The 17,797-nt window shown below is 65.4% G+C and carries 16 protein-coding genes; 7 read left to right on the top strand and 9 right to left on the bottom strand.

Annotation, left to right across the window (positions count from 1 at the left end; genetic code table 11):
- Positions 1-33: 33 nt before the first annotated feature.
- From E5S69_RS01350 to E5S69_RS01340, 3 genes are read right to left on the bottom strand one after another with little or no spacing between them, the layout of a single operon-like run.
- A complete protein-coding gene (locus E5S69_RS01350; protein WP_171513220.1) occupies positions 34-981 on the bottom strand; it encodes a hydroxyacid dehydrogenase in 948 nt (315 codons plus the stop codon).
- Positions 978-1,661 (bottom strand): RraA family protein, encoded by a 684-nt coding sequence (locus tag E5S69_RS01345; RefSeq protein WP_171513219.1) that lies wholly within the window; start codon positions 1,659-1,661, stop codon positions 978-980. The genes E5S69_RS01350 and E5S69_RS01345 overlap by 4 nt, the downstream gene beginning before the upstream one ends.
- Before the next feature lie 41 nt (positions 1,662-1,702).
- Positions 1,703-2,683: a tripartite tricarboxylate transporter substrate binding protein gene (locus tag E5S69_RS01340; protein WP_171513218.1), complete on the bottom strand. Its 981-nt coding sequence runs from the start codon at positions 2,681-2,683 to the stop codon at positions 1,703-1,705.
- A gap of 96 nt (positions 2,684-2,779) precedes the next feature.
- Between E5S69_RS01340 and E5S69_RS01335 the strand changes: the two genes are divergently transcribed.
- Positions 2,780-3,547 (top strand): IclR family transcriptional regulator, encoded by a 768-nt coding sequence (locus E5S69_RS01335; RefSeq protein WP_171513217.1) that lies wholly within the window; start codon positions 2,780-2,782, stop codon positions 3,545-3,547.
- A gap of 44 nt (positions 3,548-3,591) precedes the next feature.
- Here E5S69_RS01335 and E5S69_RS32225 read toward each other — a convergent pair whose 3' ends face one another.
- Positions 3,592-4,071, bottom strand: coding sequence for a hypothetical protein (locus E5S69_RS32225; RefSeq protein WP_236901158.1), 480 nt, complete (start codon positions 4,069-4,071; stop codon positions 3,592-3,594).
- Positions 4,072-4,250: 179 nt separating this feature from the next.
- Positions 4,251-4,754 carry a hypothetical protein gene (locus E5S69_RS01325; protein WP_171513216.1) on the bottom strand — a complete coding sequence of 168 codons (504 nt, stop codon included), beginning with the start codon at positions 4,752-4,754 and terminating at the stop codon, positions 4,251-4,253.
- A gap of 339 nt (positions 4,755-5,093) precedes the next feature.
- Here E5S69_RS01325 and E5S69_RS01320 point away from each other — a divergent pair, with 339 nt between their 5' ends.
- The 4 genes from E5S69_RS01320 to E5S69_RS01310 all read left to right on the top strand — a co-directional run bounded on the left by E5S69_RS01320 (position 5,094) and on the right by E5S69_RS01310 (position 6,444).
- The gene (locus tag E5S69_RS01320; RefSeq protein WP_171513215.1) at positions 5,094-5,255 is read left to right on the top strand and encodes a hypothetical protein; all 162 of its coding nucleotides are present in this window, start codon (positions 5,094-5,096) and stop codon (positions 5,253-5,255) included.
- Between the two features lie 58 nt (positions 5,256-5,313).
- Positions 5,314-5,442, top strand: a complete 129-nt coding sequence (locus tag E5S69_RS32580; RefSeq protein ID WP_272871697.1) for a hypothetical protein — start codon at positions 5,314-5,316, stop codon at positions 5,440-5,442.
- A 184-nt stretch (positions 5,443-5,626) separates the two neighbouring features.
- Positions 5,627-5,995: a hypothetical protein gene (locus tag E5S69_RS01315; protein ID WP_171513214.1), complete on the top strand. Its 369-nt coding sequence runs from the start codon at positions 5,627-5,629 to the stop codon at positions 5,993-5,995.
- 311 nt (positions 5,996-6,306) lie between these two features.
- Positions 6,307-6,444 (top strand): hypothetical protein, encoded by a 138-nt coding sequence (locus E5S69_RS01310; protein ID WP_171513213.1) that lies wholly within the window; start codon positions 6,307-6,309, stop codon positions 6,442-6,444.
- A gap of 134 nt (positions 6,445-6,578) precedes the next feature.
- On the opposite strand, the gene E5S69_RS01305 is transcribed toward E5S69_RS01310, so the two are convergent.
- Positions 6,579-10,148, bottom strand: coding sequence for an indolepyruvate ferredoxin oxidoreductase family protein (locus E5S69_RS01305; RefSeq protein ID WP_171513891.1), 3,570 nt, complete (start codon positions 10,146-10,148; stop codon positions 6,579-6,581).
- A gap of 118 nt (positions 10,149-10,266) precedes the next feature.
- On the opposite strand from E5S69_RS01305, the gene E5S69_RS01300 reads away from it, so the two are divergent.
- A complete protein-coding gene (locus E5S69_RS01300) occupies positions 10,267-11,202 on the top strand; it encodes a LysR substrate-binding domain-containing protein (RefSeq protein ID WP_171513212.1) in 936 nt (311 codons plus the stop codon).
- Positions 11,203-11,303: 101 nt separating this feature from the next.
- Here the strand turns inward: E5S69_RS01300 and E5S69_RS01295 are convergent, their stop codons facing one another.
- From E5S69_RS01295 to E5S69_RS01285, 3 genes are all read right to left on the bottom strand, one after another.
- Positions 11,304-14,426, bottom strand: a complete 3,123-nt coding sequence (locus E5S69_RS01295; RefSeq protein ID WP_171513211.1) for an efflux RND transporter permease subunit — start codon at positions 14,424-14,426, stop codon at positions 11,304-11,306.
- Positions 14,423-15,538, bottom strand: coding sequence for an efflux RND transporter periplasmic adaptor subunit (locus E5S69_RS01290; protein ID WP_171513210.1), 1,116 nt, complete (start codon positions 15,536-15,538; stop codon positions 14,423-14,425). Before E5S69_RS01290 ends, E5S69_RS01295 begins: the two co-directional genes overlap by 4 nt.
- An 87-nt stretch (positions 15,539-15,625) precedes the next feature.
- Entirely contained in the window at positions 15,626-16,240 is a 615-nt protein-coding gene (locus E5S69_RS01285) for a TetR/AcrR family transcriptional regulator (protein ID WP_171513209.1), read from the bottom strand.
- A gap of 86 nt (positions 16,241-16,326) precedes the next feature.
- On the opposite strand from E5S69_RS01285, the gene E5S69_RS01280 reads away from it, so the two are divergent.
- Positions 16,327-17,787 (top strand): efflux transporter outer membrane subunit, encoded by a 1,461-nt coding sequence (locus E5S69_RS01280; protein ID WP_171513208.1) that lies wholly within the window; start codon positions 16,327-16,329, stop codon positions 17,785-17,787.
- Positions 17,788-17,797 lie beyond the last annotated feature (10 nt).

Genomic DNA, 17,797 nt, shown 5'->3' with positions numbered 1-17,797 from the left:
AAGATTTTTTAAGTCCTTATCGCGGCAAGGGGGCTAGTGCTGCCCGGCCGCCGGCTCGCGAACCTGGTTCAGGACCGCGAGGGTGTTGGTCGCCGCGGCGACACCCATCTTGACGTAGGCCGCGCTGGTCACGCCACCGATATGCGGGCTCAGCACGAAGCCCGGCTGTTGCTGGAACCTGTGCGGCGTGGCCATCGGCTCCTGCGCAAAGCTGTCGAGGCCGGCAGCGGCGACGCGTCCGCACTGCACCGCCTCCAGCAGCGCCGCTTCGTCGATCAGTCCGCCGCGGGCGGTGTTGATCAGGATCACCCCGGGCTTGCAACGCGCCAGCGTGGCGGCATTGACCAGGTTCTTGTTCTCCGCCGTCAACGGGCATTGCAGCGAGATGACATCCGACGCCTCCCAGATCGTCTCCAGCGGCACGGCTTCCACATAGCCGGGCAGGTCCGTGGCGAAGGGATCGAAACCGATCACACGCATGCCGATGGCCTCGCACATGCGCGCAAAGCGCCGGCCGATGGCCCCCAGCCCGACCAGGCCCACCGTCAGGCCGTTCAACTCCAGGCTCTTGTGCGTCGCCTTGTCCCAATGGCCCGCATGCATGCGCGCATCCAGCGTCACCACCGACTTGGCGCACGCCAGCATCAGCGCCAGCGCATGCTCGGCCACGGCGGCGGCATTGGCGCCGGCCGCGGCCGTCACCGTGATGCCGCGCGCCTGCGCGGCAGCCTTGTCGATGGTATCGGTTCCGGTGCCGTGCTTGGAAATTACCTTCAGGGCCGGTGCCGCATCCATGACTTCGGCGGTAACGCTGCCATAGCGCACGATGATGCCGACCGGGTTGTGCTGCCGGGCCAGCGCCACCAGATCCGCGGTCTGGGGCGTTTTGCCCGCGAAGACGAGCGCATAGTCGCCCAGCAGCGCAAGGGCTTCGGGGGCAAGGTCCGCCCCCGTGACAAGAATGACCGGCTTGTTCGTCACAGCGCTTCTCCCTGCTTCAGCACGCCCGCCGTCACCAGCGAGGCCAGCAGCCACGGCGCGGTGGTATTGCCCTCCTTGATCTGGGCAATGCGCAGGCTTTCCGCTTCCTCCTTCCGGGCCGCGGCATCGAGCAGTGCCTCGATCTTGTCGCGCTCGACCACCACCAGCCCATCGGCATCGCCGCAGATGTAGTCGCCCGGGTTGACCGTGACGCCGCCGACGGAAATCGGGTGGCCGATACGGCCGCCGACTTCCTTGGTAGGGCCGTTGGGATTGGTGCCCACCGAAAACACGGGGAACTCCATGGCATCCAATTCCAGGCTGTCCCGCACCGCGCCGTCGATGACGACACCGGCCAGGCCGCGTTGCCGGGCGGCATGCATCATGATGGTTCCCATCAGCGCAGAGGTCTGGTCGCCCTTGCCGTCGACGACCAGCACATCGCCCGGCTGCGCCAGCGCCAGTGCGGCATGGATCATCAGGTTATCGCCGGGGCGGACCTCGACCGTGAAGGCGGGCCCGGCGACCTTCATGGTGGGGCGCAGGGCACGGATGCGGCCGTGCAGCGCGCCGCGCCGTCCGCCCACGTCCGACAGGATCGCCGGCTGGAATGCGGCGGCGCGGGCCACGATGTCGGCAGGTACGCGCTCGAACGATTTGATGATGTTTGGCAAAGTCATGATGGATTCCTGGCAATGGCAAGGGATGGTGAGAGCGGGCGTCAATCCAGCTTGGTGCCGGAGGCCTTGATGACCGATGCCCAGCGCACGATGTCCTGCCGGATCAGCGCGCTGAAGGCCTCGGGCGTGCCAGCCAGCACCGATGCGCCCTGTTCGTTCAGCTTGCTGGCAAGCGCTGGCGACCTGAGCGCCTTGTTGAACTCGGTGTTCAGGCGAACCACGATGTCCTTCGGCGTCGCGGCGGGCGCGACGAAGCCGAACCACGTCGCGGTATCGAAGCCGGGATAGCCAAGCTCAGCCACGGTGGGCACCTGGGGCAGGTCGTGCACGCGCTGGGGCGATGTCACCGCCAGCGGCCGCAGCCGATTGTTCTTGATATGGCCGAGCAACGTCGGCACCGATGCCATGTAGAGATCGACCTGTCCACCCATCAGGTCGTTGACCGCCTGCGCAGCGCCCTTGTACGGCACGTGGGTGAACTTCACTTTCGCGGTGCCCTGCAACTGTTCGCCGCCAAGATGCGCGACCGTGCCGTTGCCAGGCGAGGCGAAGTTGATCACGCCCGGCTTTGCCCTGGCGGCCTGCACCACATCCTTCAGCGTCTTGTAAGGCGAGTTGACATGCGTGACCAGCACCAGCGGCGCCGACGCGACCAGGCCGATCGGCGCGAGGTCCTTCAGCGGGTCATAGGGCAGCCGTTCGTACAGAGAGGGATTGATCGCCAGGTTGCTGGTCTGGCCCATCACGATGGTGTAGCCGTCGGCAGGCGCCTTGGCCGCGGCGTCCACGCCCAGATTGCCGCCCGACCCCGGCTTGTTCTCGACCACGAAGACCCAGCCGGTGGACTTGGCCACGGTATTGGTCACTTCGCGCGCGATGATGTCCGTGCCGCCGCCCGCGGGGAACGGCACGATGACGCGGATCGGCTTGGCGGGGTACGGGGGCGCTGCGTGGGCCGCGGCGCATACCGCAATCAGGCCCGTGGCAAGGATAGACAGGCACCGACGGGAAATGGCGTTCATCAGGGTCTCCGAATCTCGTTTCGTTGTGAGCCGGATTGTGGTGGACCGTTTCAAGGCATACAATGGCGTTTCATTCCGTGCAACGCAGTCCATGCCATGAACCGTAGAAGTGAAACTGGACGCACTTCCAGTGACGAAGCCTCTGGCTCCGTGATCGCCGTTACGCGTGCGTTGCGCGTGTTGGAAGCGTTCGGTGTCAACGATCCACAGCTGTCCCTGGCGGAACTGAGCCGCCGCACCGGCATCCACAAGACCACGGTACTCCGGCTCGCCCGCACGCTGGCGGCGGATGATTACCTGGTGCAGAAGGAAGACAGCAACTGGCGCCTCGGCCGCGCGGCGGGATGGCTTGGCGCGTGCTATCAGGCAACCTTTAACGTGCAGGAAGTGGTAGAGCCGGTGCTACGGGCCCTGACGATCCAGACCGGGGAAAGCGCTTCGTTCTATGTCCGCGAGGGACAGCAGCGCACCTGTCTCGTCCGGGTCGAAGGACCGCAGGCGATCCGCCATCACGTCAGGATCGGGGCCGCGCTGCCGCTGGACAGCGGCTCGCCCGGCCGCGTTATCCTGGCGTTCTCGGGAGAGCCCGGCGAACTCTATGAAATGATCCGCCGCCGGGGTTTTCACCTGTCGCTGGGCGAACGGGAACCCGAAGTCTCCAGCGTATCGGCGCCGGTGTTCGGCTTGCACTGGCGCCTGCTGGGCTCCATGTGCATTTCCGGGCCGACCGCCCGGCTGAACGAGGCGCGCTTGCTGGAGCTGGCACAGACCGTCGTCGATGCGGCGAACAAGCTCTCCTATGCCATGGCGGGAAGCCAGCGGCCGGCGCTGCAGGTGGAAAGACCGTCGACCTGGCATCCCTGACCGGTCGCGGCCACCGCGATGAATAGGGACGGATCCGGCAGCGGTTACTGGCGCTGGCTTACCGTGACCGGGACGATTTTCTCCAGGCGGTCCAGCAACAGCTCTTTTTGCTGCTCAGGCAACGTGACCAGACTGGGGTACATGTTGATCAATGCCATCCGTTGCGCAGGCGACCTGGAAGGCAGCAGCATGAGCAGCCCCGCCTTCTCGCGGTCGGACAACGAAGACAGATGCGGCAGCGCGCTAAGTTGCGCCAGCTGGGGCGACCCTGCCGAAGGTACGGCAGGTTCGTCCGTCACCGCCGGCGGTGCCGGGGTTGCCCGCCCTCGCGGGGTGCCTTGCGCGGCTAACGGGCTTTGCTCCGCCGGCGCTTGCTGCGGGGTCGCCATGGATGCCGGGGCCGAATCGCCGCCGCATCCGCCGAGCAGCAGGCTCAAGCCCAGCATCCACCCGGCATGCAGGAAATGGCGCGGTGCAGGCAGGACAGCCCGCGCGCGGTAATTGAGGTGAACGTCTTGTCGCATGGCGCATCATCCAAGAATTCAGGACAAGGCAGGCGTGGTACCGCAAGCAATGACGGTACCAGCCGTAACCGATTGCGACGTGCCAGCGGTGCCGGCACGTCCTCCCGATGGCTCAGGACGCGCTCGCCGGTGTCGGATCTTCCGTATCAGCCGAATGTGCCGAAGCCTGTGCTAGTCGATCAGGGACCCACAATGCTGATATAAGGCTGGGTGAAGCCGGCGAAGGTGACCGTATACACGAAATTCACCAGCGTGGGCGACCCGAGCAGCAGCTTGGTCCAGTTACCGTTGGGGCAGACCGCCGCGTTCTGCAATTCGGTGGCGGTCGGCGCCGTCGTGCTGAGCGGCGGCACGACCAACTGTCCGTTCTTGGTGGGCCTCAGGGTACCCGACGAAGTCGCCTCCGTGGTCTGCGTCTTCACCTCGACGATCTGGCCACCACGGTTCTGGCACTGCACGGTGCCTGAATAAGTCGCTGACAGAACCGCTGTCGCATTCGTGTTGCCGACGCCGCCGATGGTGGTCCCGGTACAGTTGACGTCCAGGGACTCCACAGTACAGACGGGCTCGGCAGAACCGCTTGCATAGTGCGCCCCGCTCGGCCCATTCGCGGCGATGGTGTCGGCCCAGGCTGCGGGCGCGACCAGCACCGCAGTCAATGAAACCAGGACTAGATTCTTCATGTTGGTCTCCAGAGAATCTATTGCGCCCCGGATGAGAATGCCCGACTTGGTGTGTTACGCTGCGCCGCCTTAACAAAATGAGGGCGATGCAACGTTTTCGAGCGCGACTGTTTTGTAATTACCTACTACCAAATACAGTTTCCTGCGGGTAATTTTCCCGGCCCGCAACGGGCGCCCCAGGACAAAGCAACAGTGAAGTGCTATGCCATAACTCCGTGAATCGTCCGTCCCGGGGTCAAAAAATTATAGTTAAAGCATGGCATTGAGCCTGCAATCTTTTTTTCCTCATTGTGTGCATTTCCGCACGATATCCTGACACCCGCTGCTGCCACACCACCTATGCTAAAAGCCTTTGCCCGCGCGCTGGTGCCGCCGCCGGACTATTTTTTTGGCGCGCTTGAGTATCCCGAGCGCGAGTGCAAGGCCGCGCTGACCCAGCGCGCTCCCGCCGAAAACGGCCTGACAAAAAGGCAAGCCGGACCCTCCCATACCCAAAATTGATGATGGAACTTCGACGTTGCCAATCTAACCTTTTGGTGTAAATCGACGGACCGAAACCATGATTACTTTTGACGACGGCAAAACGCGAATCAAACGCAACTATCCATCCGTTCTTGCCATCTTGTTTTCACTGCGCCTGACCGCGCGTGGTAGCGATGGCGAGGGGCCTGAAGGCCATGCTGAATGATTCAATTAACAATTCCCTTAATCAGAAAGGAGGCACCGATTTAATGGAAGAAGCCAGACCCACGCTCAGCGGCGCGTAACCCGGCAAGAGCCGCCGGTTCGTACGTCGTGCGCGCGACGGTGTGGAGAGCGCAGTCGCAATCAGCGTGTTATTGCAAGGCTCAGGAATCCCGGAGCAAATCAAAATGAACAAGAAGAATGTTGCCCAAGCCATCCTCAGTGCCATCTTGCCATTTGCGGCGGCCTTTCCGTCCGGAGAGGCCATCTCGGCCGGCCAGAACGGCACCACGCTGGCGGCCACCAAGACACTGGACATCTGCGCGGTGCCGGGTACCGGCAACTGGCGGTATTCCGGCGTGGTGTCGGTATGGAACCAGGGCGCCATCGACACGGTTGGACTTACCATTGACGACTGGATCCAGAATAAGGTCTCGGGACCCAATTTCCTGGACGTCTATCATGCCCTGTATGCGACCGGCACTGGGGCGACAAGCCCGACGTGGTCTGGCCACTGCCCTTCAGCCGGAGTGCGGCATTCTTCAACAGCGGTGTGACCTGGCAGCAAATCCTGGATACGCCAGCCGGACTGAGCGATGCGCAAAGCTTCTTCTCTGGTACCAGCACCCCCGACGTGGCGTGTCCGGCCGCAAACTCCTGCGGCACGCAGAAGACCTGGGGCGGAACCCTGGATTCTTACAACAACGGCGTCTATCCCGGCGGACCGTCACATTGCGATTGACGCCAGGCCTCTCTTAGGCCATTGCTGCAGAACCCGCCCTCTTCCGGCCGTTCCGCCTGCTGCCCAGTGCAGCGGGCGGAAAATTTTTGTCCAATGGACTCGTCGCCAGGTCGTGGCTGAGATCCCATGCAGATCGGTCGCAAGCGTGCGCTGACAGCAGCGCAGGTAAGCGTCGCGACGATCCGGACGCAAGTAAAGTCAATCTACGCCAAGACTAATATGCAGTGGCATGGCGATCTGGTGCGGCTGGTGCTGTCGCTCTGAGGACTCCGGCCGAGCAGGCCCAGGGCGCTAACGCCTGTTGGTCGCGCCGGCGAAAGCTCGCGCCAGCTCCGGAAGGCGCGCCTCGCTCCTTACCGGGCAAGGCTCGGCCTGCCGGCCGGCGCGAACTAAGCCGTTCAGGCCGCATCCCGCCGTGCCGCACCGCGATACTGTGCCAGCAGCGCCTCGCGCCGTACCGCCGCGGCCGTCATGCTGGCCTCTTTCACGTGTCCATAGCCGCGGATATCGTCAGGCAGCGCGGCAAGCGCCAGCGCGGTGTCGAGGTTGTCCGCGCTCAGTGAGGCGGCAAACTCTTCCACCATGGCCAGGTAGTCGCTCACCAGCGCCCGCTCGGCGCGGCGTTCCGCGGTCTTGCCGAACACGTCCAGCGCGGTGCCGCGCAAACCCTTCAGGCGCGCCAGCAGGCGGAACACCGTCATGGTGCGCGGACCGAAGCGGCGCTTGAGCAGCTGGCCCTTGTCATCGGCTTTGGCCAGCAGCGGCGGCGCCAGCCAGAAATTGAGCTGGTAGTCGCGCCCGGGCTCGCCTTCGAACTGTGCGCGCAGCTTGTCGAGGAAAGCGGGATCGGTGTAGAGGCGGGCCACCTCGTACTCGTCCTTGTAGGCCATCAGCTTGGCCAGGTTGCGCGCCACGGCCTCGGTCAGCGGCAGCTTGCGGTCGATGCCGAGTTGCTGTTCAGCGGCGCGGATGCGCGCGACGGCATCGCGATAGCGGGCTGCATAGGCGGCATTCTGGTAATCGGCCAGCATTGCCTCGCGCTTGCGGATCAGGGTGTCGAGCGTCTGCGGCATCGACACCACCTGGGCCGAAACCGCTGCTGGCGCATTCGGCAACAGAGCTCTGACCGCGGCCTCACCGTGGTGGGCCAGATACCGGCCCCATTCGAAGGCGAGGCGGTTCTTTTCAACCGACACCCCATTGAGTTCGATGGCACGCACCAGGCTGGCATGCTGCAGCGGGATCCAGCCCTTCTGCCAGGCAAAGCCCAGCAGCAGCGGGTTGGAGTAGATCGCGTCGGCCAGCAGGGCCACCGCCCACGCGCTGGCGTCGAGGAAGGCGCAGGCCTCGCCAACGCCGGCGCGCAGGTCCTGCTCGGCGCTGGCGCCGGGGAACTTCCACTTCGGGTTCTTGATGAATTCCGCGGTGGGCGTGTTGGCGCTGTTGACCACGGCGGCGGTCAGGCCGTGCCGGACCTTCGACAGCACTTCGGCCGAGGCCGACACGATGGCGTCGCCGCCGATCACCAGGCGCGCCTCGCCGGTGGCGATGCGCGTCGCATGCAGATCAGCCGGCGCCGGCGCGATCTGCACGTGGCTGATCACCGCCCCGCCCTTCTGCGCCAGGCCGGCCATGTCCAGCACGGTCACGCCCTTGCGCTCCAGGTGCGAGGCCATGCCGAGCAGTCCGCCGATGGTGACCACGCCGGTGCCGCCAACGCCGGTGACCAGCACGCCATACGGCCGCTCCAGGGCCGGCAGCCGCGGCAGCGGCAGCGCCGCGAAATCAGCGCCGGTGCCGTTGCCTCCGGCCGCCGCGGGCTTGCGCACCTGTGCGCCCTCGGCCGTGACAAAGCTCGGGCAGAAGCCGTTGACGCAGGAGAAATCCTTGTTGCACGACGACTGGTTGATCCTGCGCTTGGTGCCGAGCTCGGTCTCCAGCGGCTCCACCGACAGGCAGTTGGACTTGGCCGAGCAATCGCCGCAGCCCTCGCACACCGCATCGTTGATAAAGGCGCGCCTGGCCGGGTCCGGATAGGTGCCGCGCTTGCGGCGGCGGCGCTTCTCGGTGGCGCAGGTCTGGTCGTAGATCAGGATGGTGACGCCTTCGGTGGCGCGCAGCTCCAGTTGCACGGCATCGAGCTGGTCGCGATGGAGCACCGCCACGCCGGACGGCAGCATCGCGCCGTCGCCATACTTTGCGGGCTCGTCGGTGACCACCACCAGCTTCTTCGCGCCCTCGGCCAGCACCTGGTGCGCGATCTGCGGCACCGTCAGCACGCCGTCGATGGGCTGCCCGCCGGTCATCGCCACCGCGTCGTTGAACAGGATCTTGTAGGTGATGTTGGCCCTGGCCGCGATCGATGCGCGGATCGCCAGCAGCCCCGAGTGGAAGTACGTGCCGTCGCCCAGGTTGGCGAACACGTGCTTGTCGTCGGTGAAATGCATCTGCCCGGTCCACGCCACCCCCTCGCCGCCCATCTGGCTGAAGGTCTCGGTATTGCGGTCCATCCACAAGGTCATGTAGTGGCAGCCGATGCCCGCCAGCGCGCGCGAGCCTTCCGGCACGCGCGTGGAAGTGTTGTGCGGGCAGCCCGAGCAGAACCACGGCTTGCGCTCCACCGCGATGCGCGGCTGCGCCGCTTCGCGCTCCTTGGCCTCGATCAGCGCCACGCGCGCGGCAATGCGCGCGCGCACCGCGTCCGGCAGGTCGAAGCGTTCCAGGCGCCGGGCGATGGCCTTGGCGATCCGCGCAGGCGACAGCTCGTAGTGCGCCGGCAGCAGCCAGTCGCCGCGCGGCACCGACCACTCGCCGCCGTCGTTGCCGCGCTGGTCGAACTTGCCGAAGACCTTGGGCCGCACGTCCTCGCGCCAGTTGTACAGCTCTTCCTTCAGCGCGTACTCGAGGATCTGGCGCTTCTCTTCCACTACCAGGATCTCTTCCAGGCCGGTGGCGAACTCGCGCGCGCCGTGCGCCTCCAGCGGCCACACGCAGCCCACCTTGTAGACGCGGATGCCGATGCGGGCGCAGGTGTCGTCATCCAGGCCCAGGTCCGCCAGCGCCTGGCGCACGTCCAGATACGCCTTGCCGGCGGTCATGATGCCGAAGCGTGCGTTCGGCGAATCGAGCACCACGCGGTTGAGCCGGTTGGCGCGCACATAGGCCAGCGCCGCATACCACTTGTGGTCGAGCAGCCGCGCTTCCTGCTCCAGCGGCGAATCGGGCCAGCGGATATTGAGGCCGCCCGCCGGCATGGCAAAGTCCTGCGGCAGCACGATCTGCACGCGCTCCGGATCGATCTCGACCGAGGCGGTCGACTCGACCACGTCGGTGACGCACTTCATCGACACCCACAGGCCCGAGTAGCGGCTCATGGCCCAGCCATGCAGGCCATAGTCCAGGTACTCCTGCACGTTGGCGGGATACAGCACCGGAATGCCGGCCGCCTGCAGCACGTGTTCGGACTGGTGCGCCACGGTCGAAGACTTGGCGGCATGGTCGTCGCCGGCCAGCAGCAGCACGCCGCCATGGCGCGACGAGCCGGCCGAATTGGCGTGTTTCAGCACATCGATGGAGCGGTCGACGCCGGGCCCCTTGCCATACCACATCGAGAACACGCCATCGCGCTTTGCGCCGGGGAACAGGTTGACCTGCTGGCTGCCCCAGACCGCGGTGGCGGCCAGGTCTTCGTTGACGCCGGGCTGGAATACCACGTCGCTGGCCGCGAGGTGCTGCTTGGCCTTCCACAGCGCCTGGTCCACGCCGCCCAGCGGCGAGCCGCGGTAGCCCGAGATGAAGCCGGCGGTATTGAGCCCGGCAACGCGGTCGCGCGCCTTCTGCAGCATCGGCAGGCGCACCAGCGCCTGCACGCCGCTCAGGTAGACGCGGCCTTTCTCCAGGGTGTACTTGTCGTCCAGGCTGGCGCTGGACAGGGCTTCGAGCAAGGCGGGGTTCAGCGGGGCATTCACGATGTGGGTCTCCGGCATTTTTTCTGGTGTCCGGAGCAGTGTAGAAACCGGCGCAGTCATCGTAAAATCAAGAATTCCCACACCTGATATCTGCAAAACGGATACCTAGGAGACCCCCATGTTCAAGGCCCGCGAAGGCTCCGAAAGACTGGCCAAGGAAGTCACGCTGCGGCAGTTCCGCTATTTTGTCGCGGCGGCGGAAACCGGGCAGTTCTCGATGGCGGCGACCGCCGAGCACGTGTCGCAGTCCGCCGTCACCAATGCCGTGCTGGCGCTTGAACAGCGCCTGGGCGTACGCCTGTTCGAGCGCCGCCCGCATGGCGTGACGCTGACGGCGGAAGGCCACCTGTTCTTCCAGCATGCGCGCCAGATCCTGGATTCGGTCGAGGATGCGCTGCGCGAGCCGCGCTTCCAGGTGCACGGGCTGCAAGGCAGCGTGCGGCTGGCGGCGTCATATACGGTGCTGGGATATTTCCTGCCCGGATTGCTGGCGCGCTTTCGCACCAACTATCCGGATATCGAACTGGATCTGCTCGACATGGACCGCCCCGACATCGAGCGGGCCGTGCTGGCGGGCGAAATCGAGCTGGGTATCGCGCTGCTGTCCAACCTGGAGCGGCCGCAGCGCTTCCAGCGCCATACGCTGATGCGGTCACGGCGCCAGTTATGGACCTCGGCCAGCCATCCGCTGCTGGCGGTGGAGCGGCCTTCGCTGCGCGACATCGCGGCATATCCGTACCTGCTCATCACCGTGGACGAGGCCGAGGAGTCGACCCTGCGCTACTGGCGCAGCCACCGGCTTGCCCCCAATATCGCCTTCCGCACCGGCTCGATGGAAGCACTGCGCGGGCTGGTGGCGCATGGCTTCGGCGTCACCGTGCTGTCCGACATGGTGTACCGCCCCTGGTCGCTGGAAGGCAAGCAGATCGAAGCCCGGCCGATCGCCAATGCGGTGCCGGACATGGAGGTCGGCATGCTGTGGCAGCCCGGGCGCAAGCTGGCCAAGCCGGCCGATGCGCTGCGCGAATTCCTGATTCACGCTTGCGGCAGCTGAAGCGGGCATCCGTGTTGCGGGCGCCGCGCACTTGCGCTTGGCGGCGTCCACATGTGGAGTGGATGTAACCTTTGGGGAGCACATGCCCATGCCGGTCGGCATTACTCGGTCACCAGGGCTGCGTCCGGCTGCGCTTGCCCGTGCCGATGCCGTTGGGCGTCGGCCGCATTGCCAGGACGGATCCTGAACCAGATGGCGTACATGGCCGGCAGGAACACCAGGGTCAGGATCGTCCCGGCAAAGGTCCCGCCGATCAGCGTGTAGGCGAGCGCGCCCCAGAACACCGAATGGGTCAGCGGAATGAAGGCCAAGATGGCCGCCAGCGCGGTAAGGATCACCGGCCGCGCACGCTGGACAGTGGCTTCCACAACGGCCCGGAACGGGTCCAACCCTTCGTCCTTGTTGTGCTGGATCTGCCCGATCAGGATCAGCGTATTGCGCATCAGGATGCCCGACAGCGCGATCAGGCCGACCAGCGCATTGATGCCAAACGGCTGGCCGAACAGGATCAGCGTCGGCACCACGCCAATCAGGCCGAGCGGGCTGGTCAGGACCACCATGACCATTGCCGGGATCGACCGTACCTGGAAGATAAGGATCAGCAGCGTCACCGCCAGCATGATCGGGAACAGCGGCAGCATGGCCTGGGTCGCCTTGCCCGATTCTTCGATGGCGCCGGCTTGCTCGATGCGGTATCCGCCGGGCAGTTTCTCGATGATGGGCTGAAGCTGCTTGCTGATGGCCGTCGACACGTCGGGCGGTTGAAGGCCATCGGCAATATCCCCGCGCACCGTGATGGTGGGCATGCGGTCGCGCCGGCGGATGATGGGCTCCTCCATGCGCACCTCGATCTTGCCGACTTGCGACAGCGGAATGCGTTGCCCGTTGGCGCCGGCCAGCGTGAAGTCACCAATCCTGGCCGGATCCAGTCGGATCTCGCCGGCCGAGCGCGCGGTCACCTGCACGGTGCGGATGTCCTCTCGCACGGCCGTCACCGGAATGCCGTTGAGCAGGAATTGCAGTTGTTGCGCGACGGCGCTGGAGGTCAGCCCCACGGCCTGCAAGCGGTCCTGCTGCAAGGTGAAGTGCAGCGTGGGTACGCGCATCCCCCAGTCGGTGTTGACCGTACGCATCATCGGGCTCGCGTCCATGACTTGCCGGACATCGGCGGCGATGTGGCGCAACGTCTCTCCATCCGGACCGGACACGCGATAGGCCACCGGGAACGGCGAATACGGACCGAACACGAGCTGCGTGACCCGTACCCGCGCCTCGGGGGCGAGACCGTCGGCAATGGCCCGGCGCAGGCGCTGCTTCAACACGTCACGCGCTTCCTGGCTATCGGTGCGGATCACGATCTTGGCGAACGATGGATCCGGCAATTCCGGCCCCATCGCCAGATAGAAGCGCGGCGCGCCCTGGCCGACGTAAGCCGTCACGATCCTGGCTTCCTTCTGTTGGGCGAGCCACGCTTCAAGCTTCGCCGTGGCGGCGCTGGTCTGGTTGATCGACGTGCCATAGGGCATCTGCACCTCGACCAGCACTTCGGGCCGGTCCGAGATCGGGAAGAACTGTTTCTTGACCACCGCCATGCCCAGGATGGCCACGACGAAGAGCCCGACGACCGAACCCGCGACCAGCCATTTGCGCGCAATCACACGCCCGAGCAGCGCACGGAAGCGGTGGTAGCGCGGCGTATCGTAAATGGCATCGTGGCCGCCTTCCACCTTCTTGAAGGCGGGCAGCATCCTGACGCCCAGGTAAGGCGTGAACACCACCGCAACAACCCAGGACGCAATCAATGCAATGCCCACGATCCAGAACATGTTGCTGGTGTATTCACCCGCGGTGGAGCGGGCAAAGCCGTTGGGCATGAAGCCCACGGCGGTCACCAGCGTGCCCGACAGCATGGGCGCCGCGGTGTGGCTCCACGCATAGGCCGACGCGGACACGCGGCTGTAGCCCTCTTCCATCTTCACCACCATCATTTCGATGGCGATGATGGCATCGTCCACCAGCAGGCCCAGCGCCAGTATCAAGGACCCGAGGGTGATGCGGTCGAAGCTCTTGCCGGTCGCGGCCATCACCACGAAGACCACGGCCAGGGTCAATGGCACGGCCGCGGCCACCACCATGCCCGCGCGCCAGCCCATGCTGACGAAGCTCACCAGCATGACCACCAGCAGCGCAGCGAAGAACTTGAGCATGAACTCATCGACGGCGGCCCTGATGTTGACCGCCTGGTCGGTCACCTTGGTCAGGCTCATGCCGAGCGGCATGGCGGCGTTGATGGCGCCGACCTCCTGGTCCAGCGCCTTGCCAAGCGCCAGGCCGTTCCAGCCTTCGCGCATGACGATGCCCAGCAGCAAGGCAGGCTGCCCATCGTTGCGCACCATGAACGTGGCCGGATCTTCATAGCCGCGCTTGACCGTGGCAATGTCCGACAGCTTCAACGTGCGGCCCTGCGATACCACCGGCGTATCGCGAATCTTCTGCAGTTGGTCGAACGCGCCGTCCAGGCGGATGAAGACCTGCGGCCCTCTGGTTTCTACCGAGCCGGCAGCCGTCAGGGCATTCTGGCCGTTGAGCGCGGCAAACACCTCTTGCGGACTCACGCCCAGCGTCGCCAGCCGGTCATGTGAAAACTCGGCGTAGATGCGCTCCGGCTGCTCGCCGATGATGTTGACCTTTTTTACGCCGGGCACGTGGAGCAGGCGCTGGCGCAGGGTCTCCGCGTCGCGCACGAGCACGCGTTGCGGCTCGCCCTGCGCCTTCAGTGCAAACAGGGCAAAGGTCACATCCGCATATTCATCGTTGACCATCGGCCCGATCACACCGGGCGGCAGGTTGGCGACCTCGTCGCCGACCTTCTTGCGCGCTTGATAGAACGCTTCCTGGACTTCGGACGGCGGCGTGCTGTCGAGCAGGGACAATGTCGTGAACGCCAGGCCCGGCCGGGTGTACGTTTCCGTGCGGTCATACCAGCGCAGCTCCTGCATGCGCTTCTCGATCTTCTCGGCCACCTGGTCCTGCATTTCCTGTGCGGTCGCGCCGGGCCACGCGGTGATGATGGTCATCACCTTGACAGTAAACGCCGGATCTTCTGCACGACCCAGCTTGAAGAAGGCAATGAGCCCAGCCAGGGAGATCAGGCAGATGAGGAACAGCGTGACGGCGCGCTCGCGCACCGCGAGCGCCGACAGGTTGAAACGACCTTGGCTCACAGGCGCACCCCCGCCATGTCAGTCCCGGCACCCTGACTTGCCACGCGGACTCGCTGTCCTTCTCGCAGCAGTTGTGCGCCAAGTGCGACGATCCGCTCCCCTTGCCTGACCTGGCCCGCAACCCGGGCGCCTTCGTCGTCGAGGTGCAAGATGCTGACCGACCGCCACGACACCTTGGCCGGATCTCCCTGGATGACCCACACGCCAGGGCCCTTGCCGGCATCGAACACGGCGCCCAGCGGCACCTGCAGATCGCCTTGTGCAGTGGCAAGCCGATCGGCGATCTGGATCGTCACCGTGGCGCCCAGCGGCGCATTGGCCAGCACCCCCTCCAGCACATAGCGCGCTTCGAACGTGCGCGTAAGCCGATCGGCAGCATCCGACAACTGCCGCAGCCTGGCAGGCACGCCCGCATTTTCCCCACCGAAAAGCGTCGCCTGTGCGACCGACCCGATTGCCGGTCGCAGCGTTTCGGGCAACTGAACGACCGCTTCGCGGCGGCCCGCATGCGCCAGGCGCACCACCGCCTGCCCCGCGTTGACGACCTGGCCGGGCTCGGCCAGCGTTTCCATCACCACGCCGTCGCCATCGGCAAAGAGCTCCGCGTAGCGGCTGGCATTTCGCGCAACGTCTGCCTGCGCTTGCGCCGCGCTCAACTGGGCTTTGGCTGCGTCCGCAGCAGCCTTGGCCTGGTCATAGGCCGAGGCGGAAATGGCTCCGGTGCCGCGCAGATCGCGGTAGCGGGCTTCGTCTTCCGCCGTCTGTTGCGCGCGTGCCCGTGCCGCGCTCACCGCTTCTTGCTGTGCATGCGCGGCGAGCTTCAGATCGACCGGATCGAGGCGCATGAGGGGCTGCCCGCGTTGGACGGTTTGCCCCGGATCCACCAGCCGTTCCAGCACCTTGCCGGGCACGCGGAACCCCAGGTCGCTCTGCACCCTGGCCGCGACGACGCCCGTGAACGAACGCGCCGCGGAAGTGGCTGGCTGGACCAACGCGGCGCGCACCAAAGGCGCCTCGGTGCGGGGATCGGCAGGGGCCTTTTCGCCGCAAGCGCCCAGCGCGAGCGTCAACGCACAAATAACGGCAGGGATAACAAAGCGACGCGCAAGCATGACAGCCCCATCGACAGGATGATCTGGGCTTTCATTCTGGTTCTAGTGACCATTTTAGTCAACAGTCACAAACAAAAAATCTACGCATCAGGGTGAAAGGCTTCGGAGCACGAGGCTGGAGAGCAGCGCCGGAGCGCCTTCCGTGTAGTCCAGGCTGTGCTGCAACAGCAACGGATTAAGGTACGGCCGCATGACCAGGTAGATGGCCATCGTGGCTTCGTCCAGCGGCGTCTTGCGCTCGAAGTCCCCGGACTCCCGACCCTCCTGCAGCACACCGCGCAGCACCTTTTGGATGCGTTCTTCGTAGGCCAGCACCGCTTGCCAGCGCTCAGTCGCTGCCGAGGCCGCAATCTCGTAGAGCTTGCGGTCCTGGAAAAACAGCCGCAGGCTGGCCTCTGTCAAGGCCTTGAACAGGCGCCGGAGCTTTTCCGGCGGGGAATCGGCCTCCACCAGAGCGGCGCTGACCTCGACCTCGATCTCCCGCAGGCAGTTGGCGCAGATCATCTCGCCAATGGCCTGCTTGGACTCGAAGAACTTGTAGATATAGGCCTTGGAAAAACCAATGGCCTTGGCCAGGTCGGTAACGGCGGTCTTCTCGTAGCCGTAGCGGCTGAAGTGTTCGGTAGCGGCGGCCACGATCTGGTCTCGCACGTCATGGTCCGCCGGGCCACGGGCGGGAATGGGATAAGGAGTGGTCTTCATGGGCGCCAGCTTACGCGAGTCGCAAAAGTTGAACAACTTGTGACCGTTTTATATTATAGTCACTAGAAATTCGATGGAAGACCGCCATGTCGCGAAAACACCTCCTTTCGGCTCTCGTCCTTGCCAGCGTGGCGACGGGCTGTGCCGTGGGCCCCGACTATGCGAAGCCCGATGAGCCGGTTCCGGAACGCTTCCTCGGCCAGGCCGGCGTTGCGCAACGCGCTGCCAATGCCGAAGCTGATCTGTCCGCATGGTGGGCTGACTTTGGCGACCCGCAACTGACGCGGTTCGTGCGACTGGCGCTGGCGCAGAACCTGGACCTCGCCCAGGCCTTCGCCCGCGTCACGCAAGCGCGTGCGGGCCTGGGCGCCGCCAATGCCGCCTTGCTTCCCTCCGGCAATATCACGGGCCAGGCCGCGCGCACGTACCAGTCTGTCGAAACCCCGTTGGGCCGGGTCTTGAACTCCAGCCCCGGTTTCGATCGCTACGGCAACGCTTACGAGGCCAACCTCAATGCGAGCTGGGAGTTGGATGTATTCGGTGGCCTGCGCCGTGGTCGCGAAGCCGCACTTGCCGACTACCACGCTTCCCGGGCCGGCGCGGTCGCCACGCGCCTGGCCGTGGCCGCACAGACCGCCGATATCTACATCACCGTCCGTGGCTTGCAGGCGCGCCTGAAGGTGGCCCGGCACCAAGTGCAGACGCAGCAGGAATTGCTTTCCACCATCAACCTGCTGTACGGCAAGGGTCTGGCGGCCGACCTTCAAGTCAGGCAGGCCGAAGGCGCGCTCGCCCAGGTGCGCGCGTCGGTCCCGCAACTTGAAGCCGGCCTGGACGCGGCGATGAACGCGCTGGACGTGATGCTCGGCTCGCTGCCGGGCACGCACCGGGCGGAGCTTGCCGAGGGCGGCGAAGTCCCGGCCGCTCCGCAGATTGCAATCAGCGGTTCGCCCGGCCAATTGCTGAGGCGCCGCCCCGACCTCATCGTCGCCGAGCGTCGCCTGGCGGCATCCAGCGCACGCATCGGCGTCGCCATGGCGGAGTACTACCCGAAGTTCTCGCTAGGCGGGCTGCTTGGCAGCGCCACAACACTGGGCGCCAGCAGCCTGTTCAGCAGCGGCGCCAGTCAATTTGCCCGCGTGCTTGGCCTGCGCTGGCGCCTGTTCGACTTCGGCCGAATCAATGCGCAAATCGAGCAGGCCAAGGGGCAAGAGGCCGAGCTGCTCGCTGCATACCGGCTCGCCGTGCTGCGCGCCACGGAAGACGTGGAAGACGCCTTCTCTGCCCTGGTCAAGCGTGAGGAGCAGACGGCCTTGCTCGCGCAAGGCGTGGATTCACTCGGCCGTGCCCGAAACGCGTCGTTTGCCGCCTACCAGAAAGGCGTCGTCAGCCTGATCGAAGTTCTGCAAGCCGACGAAAACCTGTTGCGTGCCTCGGACGCGCGGGTTCAGGCGCAAACCGAATCCGCCCGCGCTGCCGTGGCGGCATTCAAGGCGCTGGGCGGCGGCTGGCAGCCCGACGAATCCACCGCCGTTGCAAGCAAATAGTCATCGCGCG

The sequence above is a fragment of the Cupriavidus necator genome (genome assembly GCF_013141915.1).
Lineage (GTDB): Bacteria > Pseudomonadota > Gammaproteobacteria > Burkholderiales > Burkholderiaceae > Cupriavidus > Cupriavidus necator_B.
The sequence above is the reverse complement of the archived record's forward strand: the minus strand, read 5'-3'. Positions and strand labels throughout refer to the sequence as shown.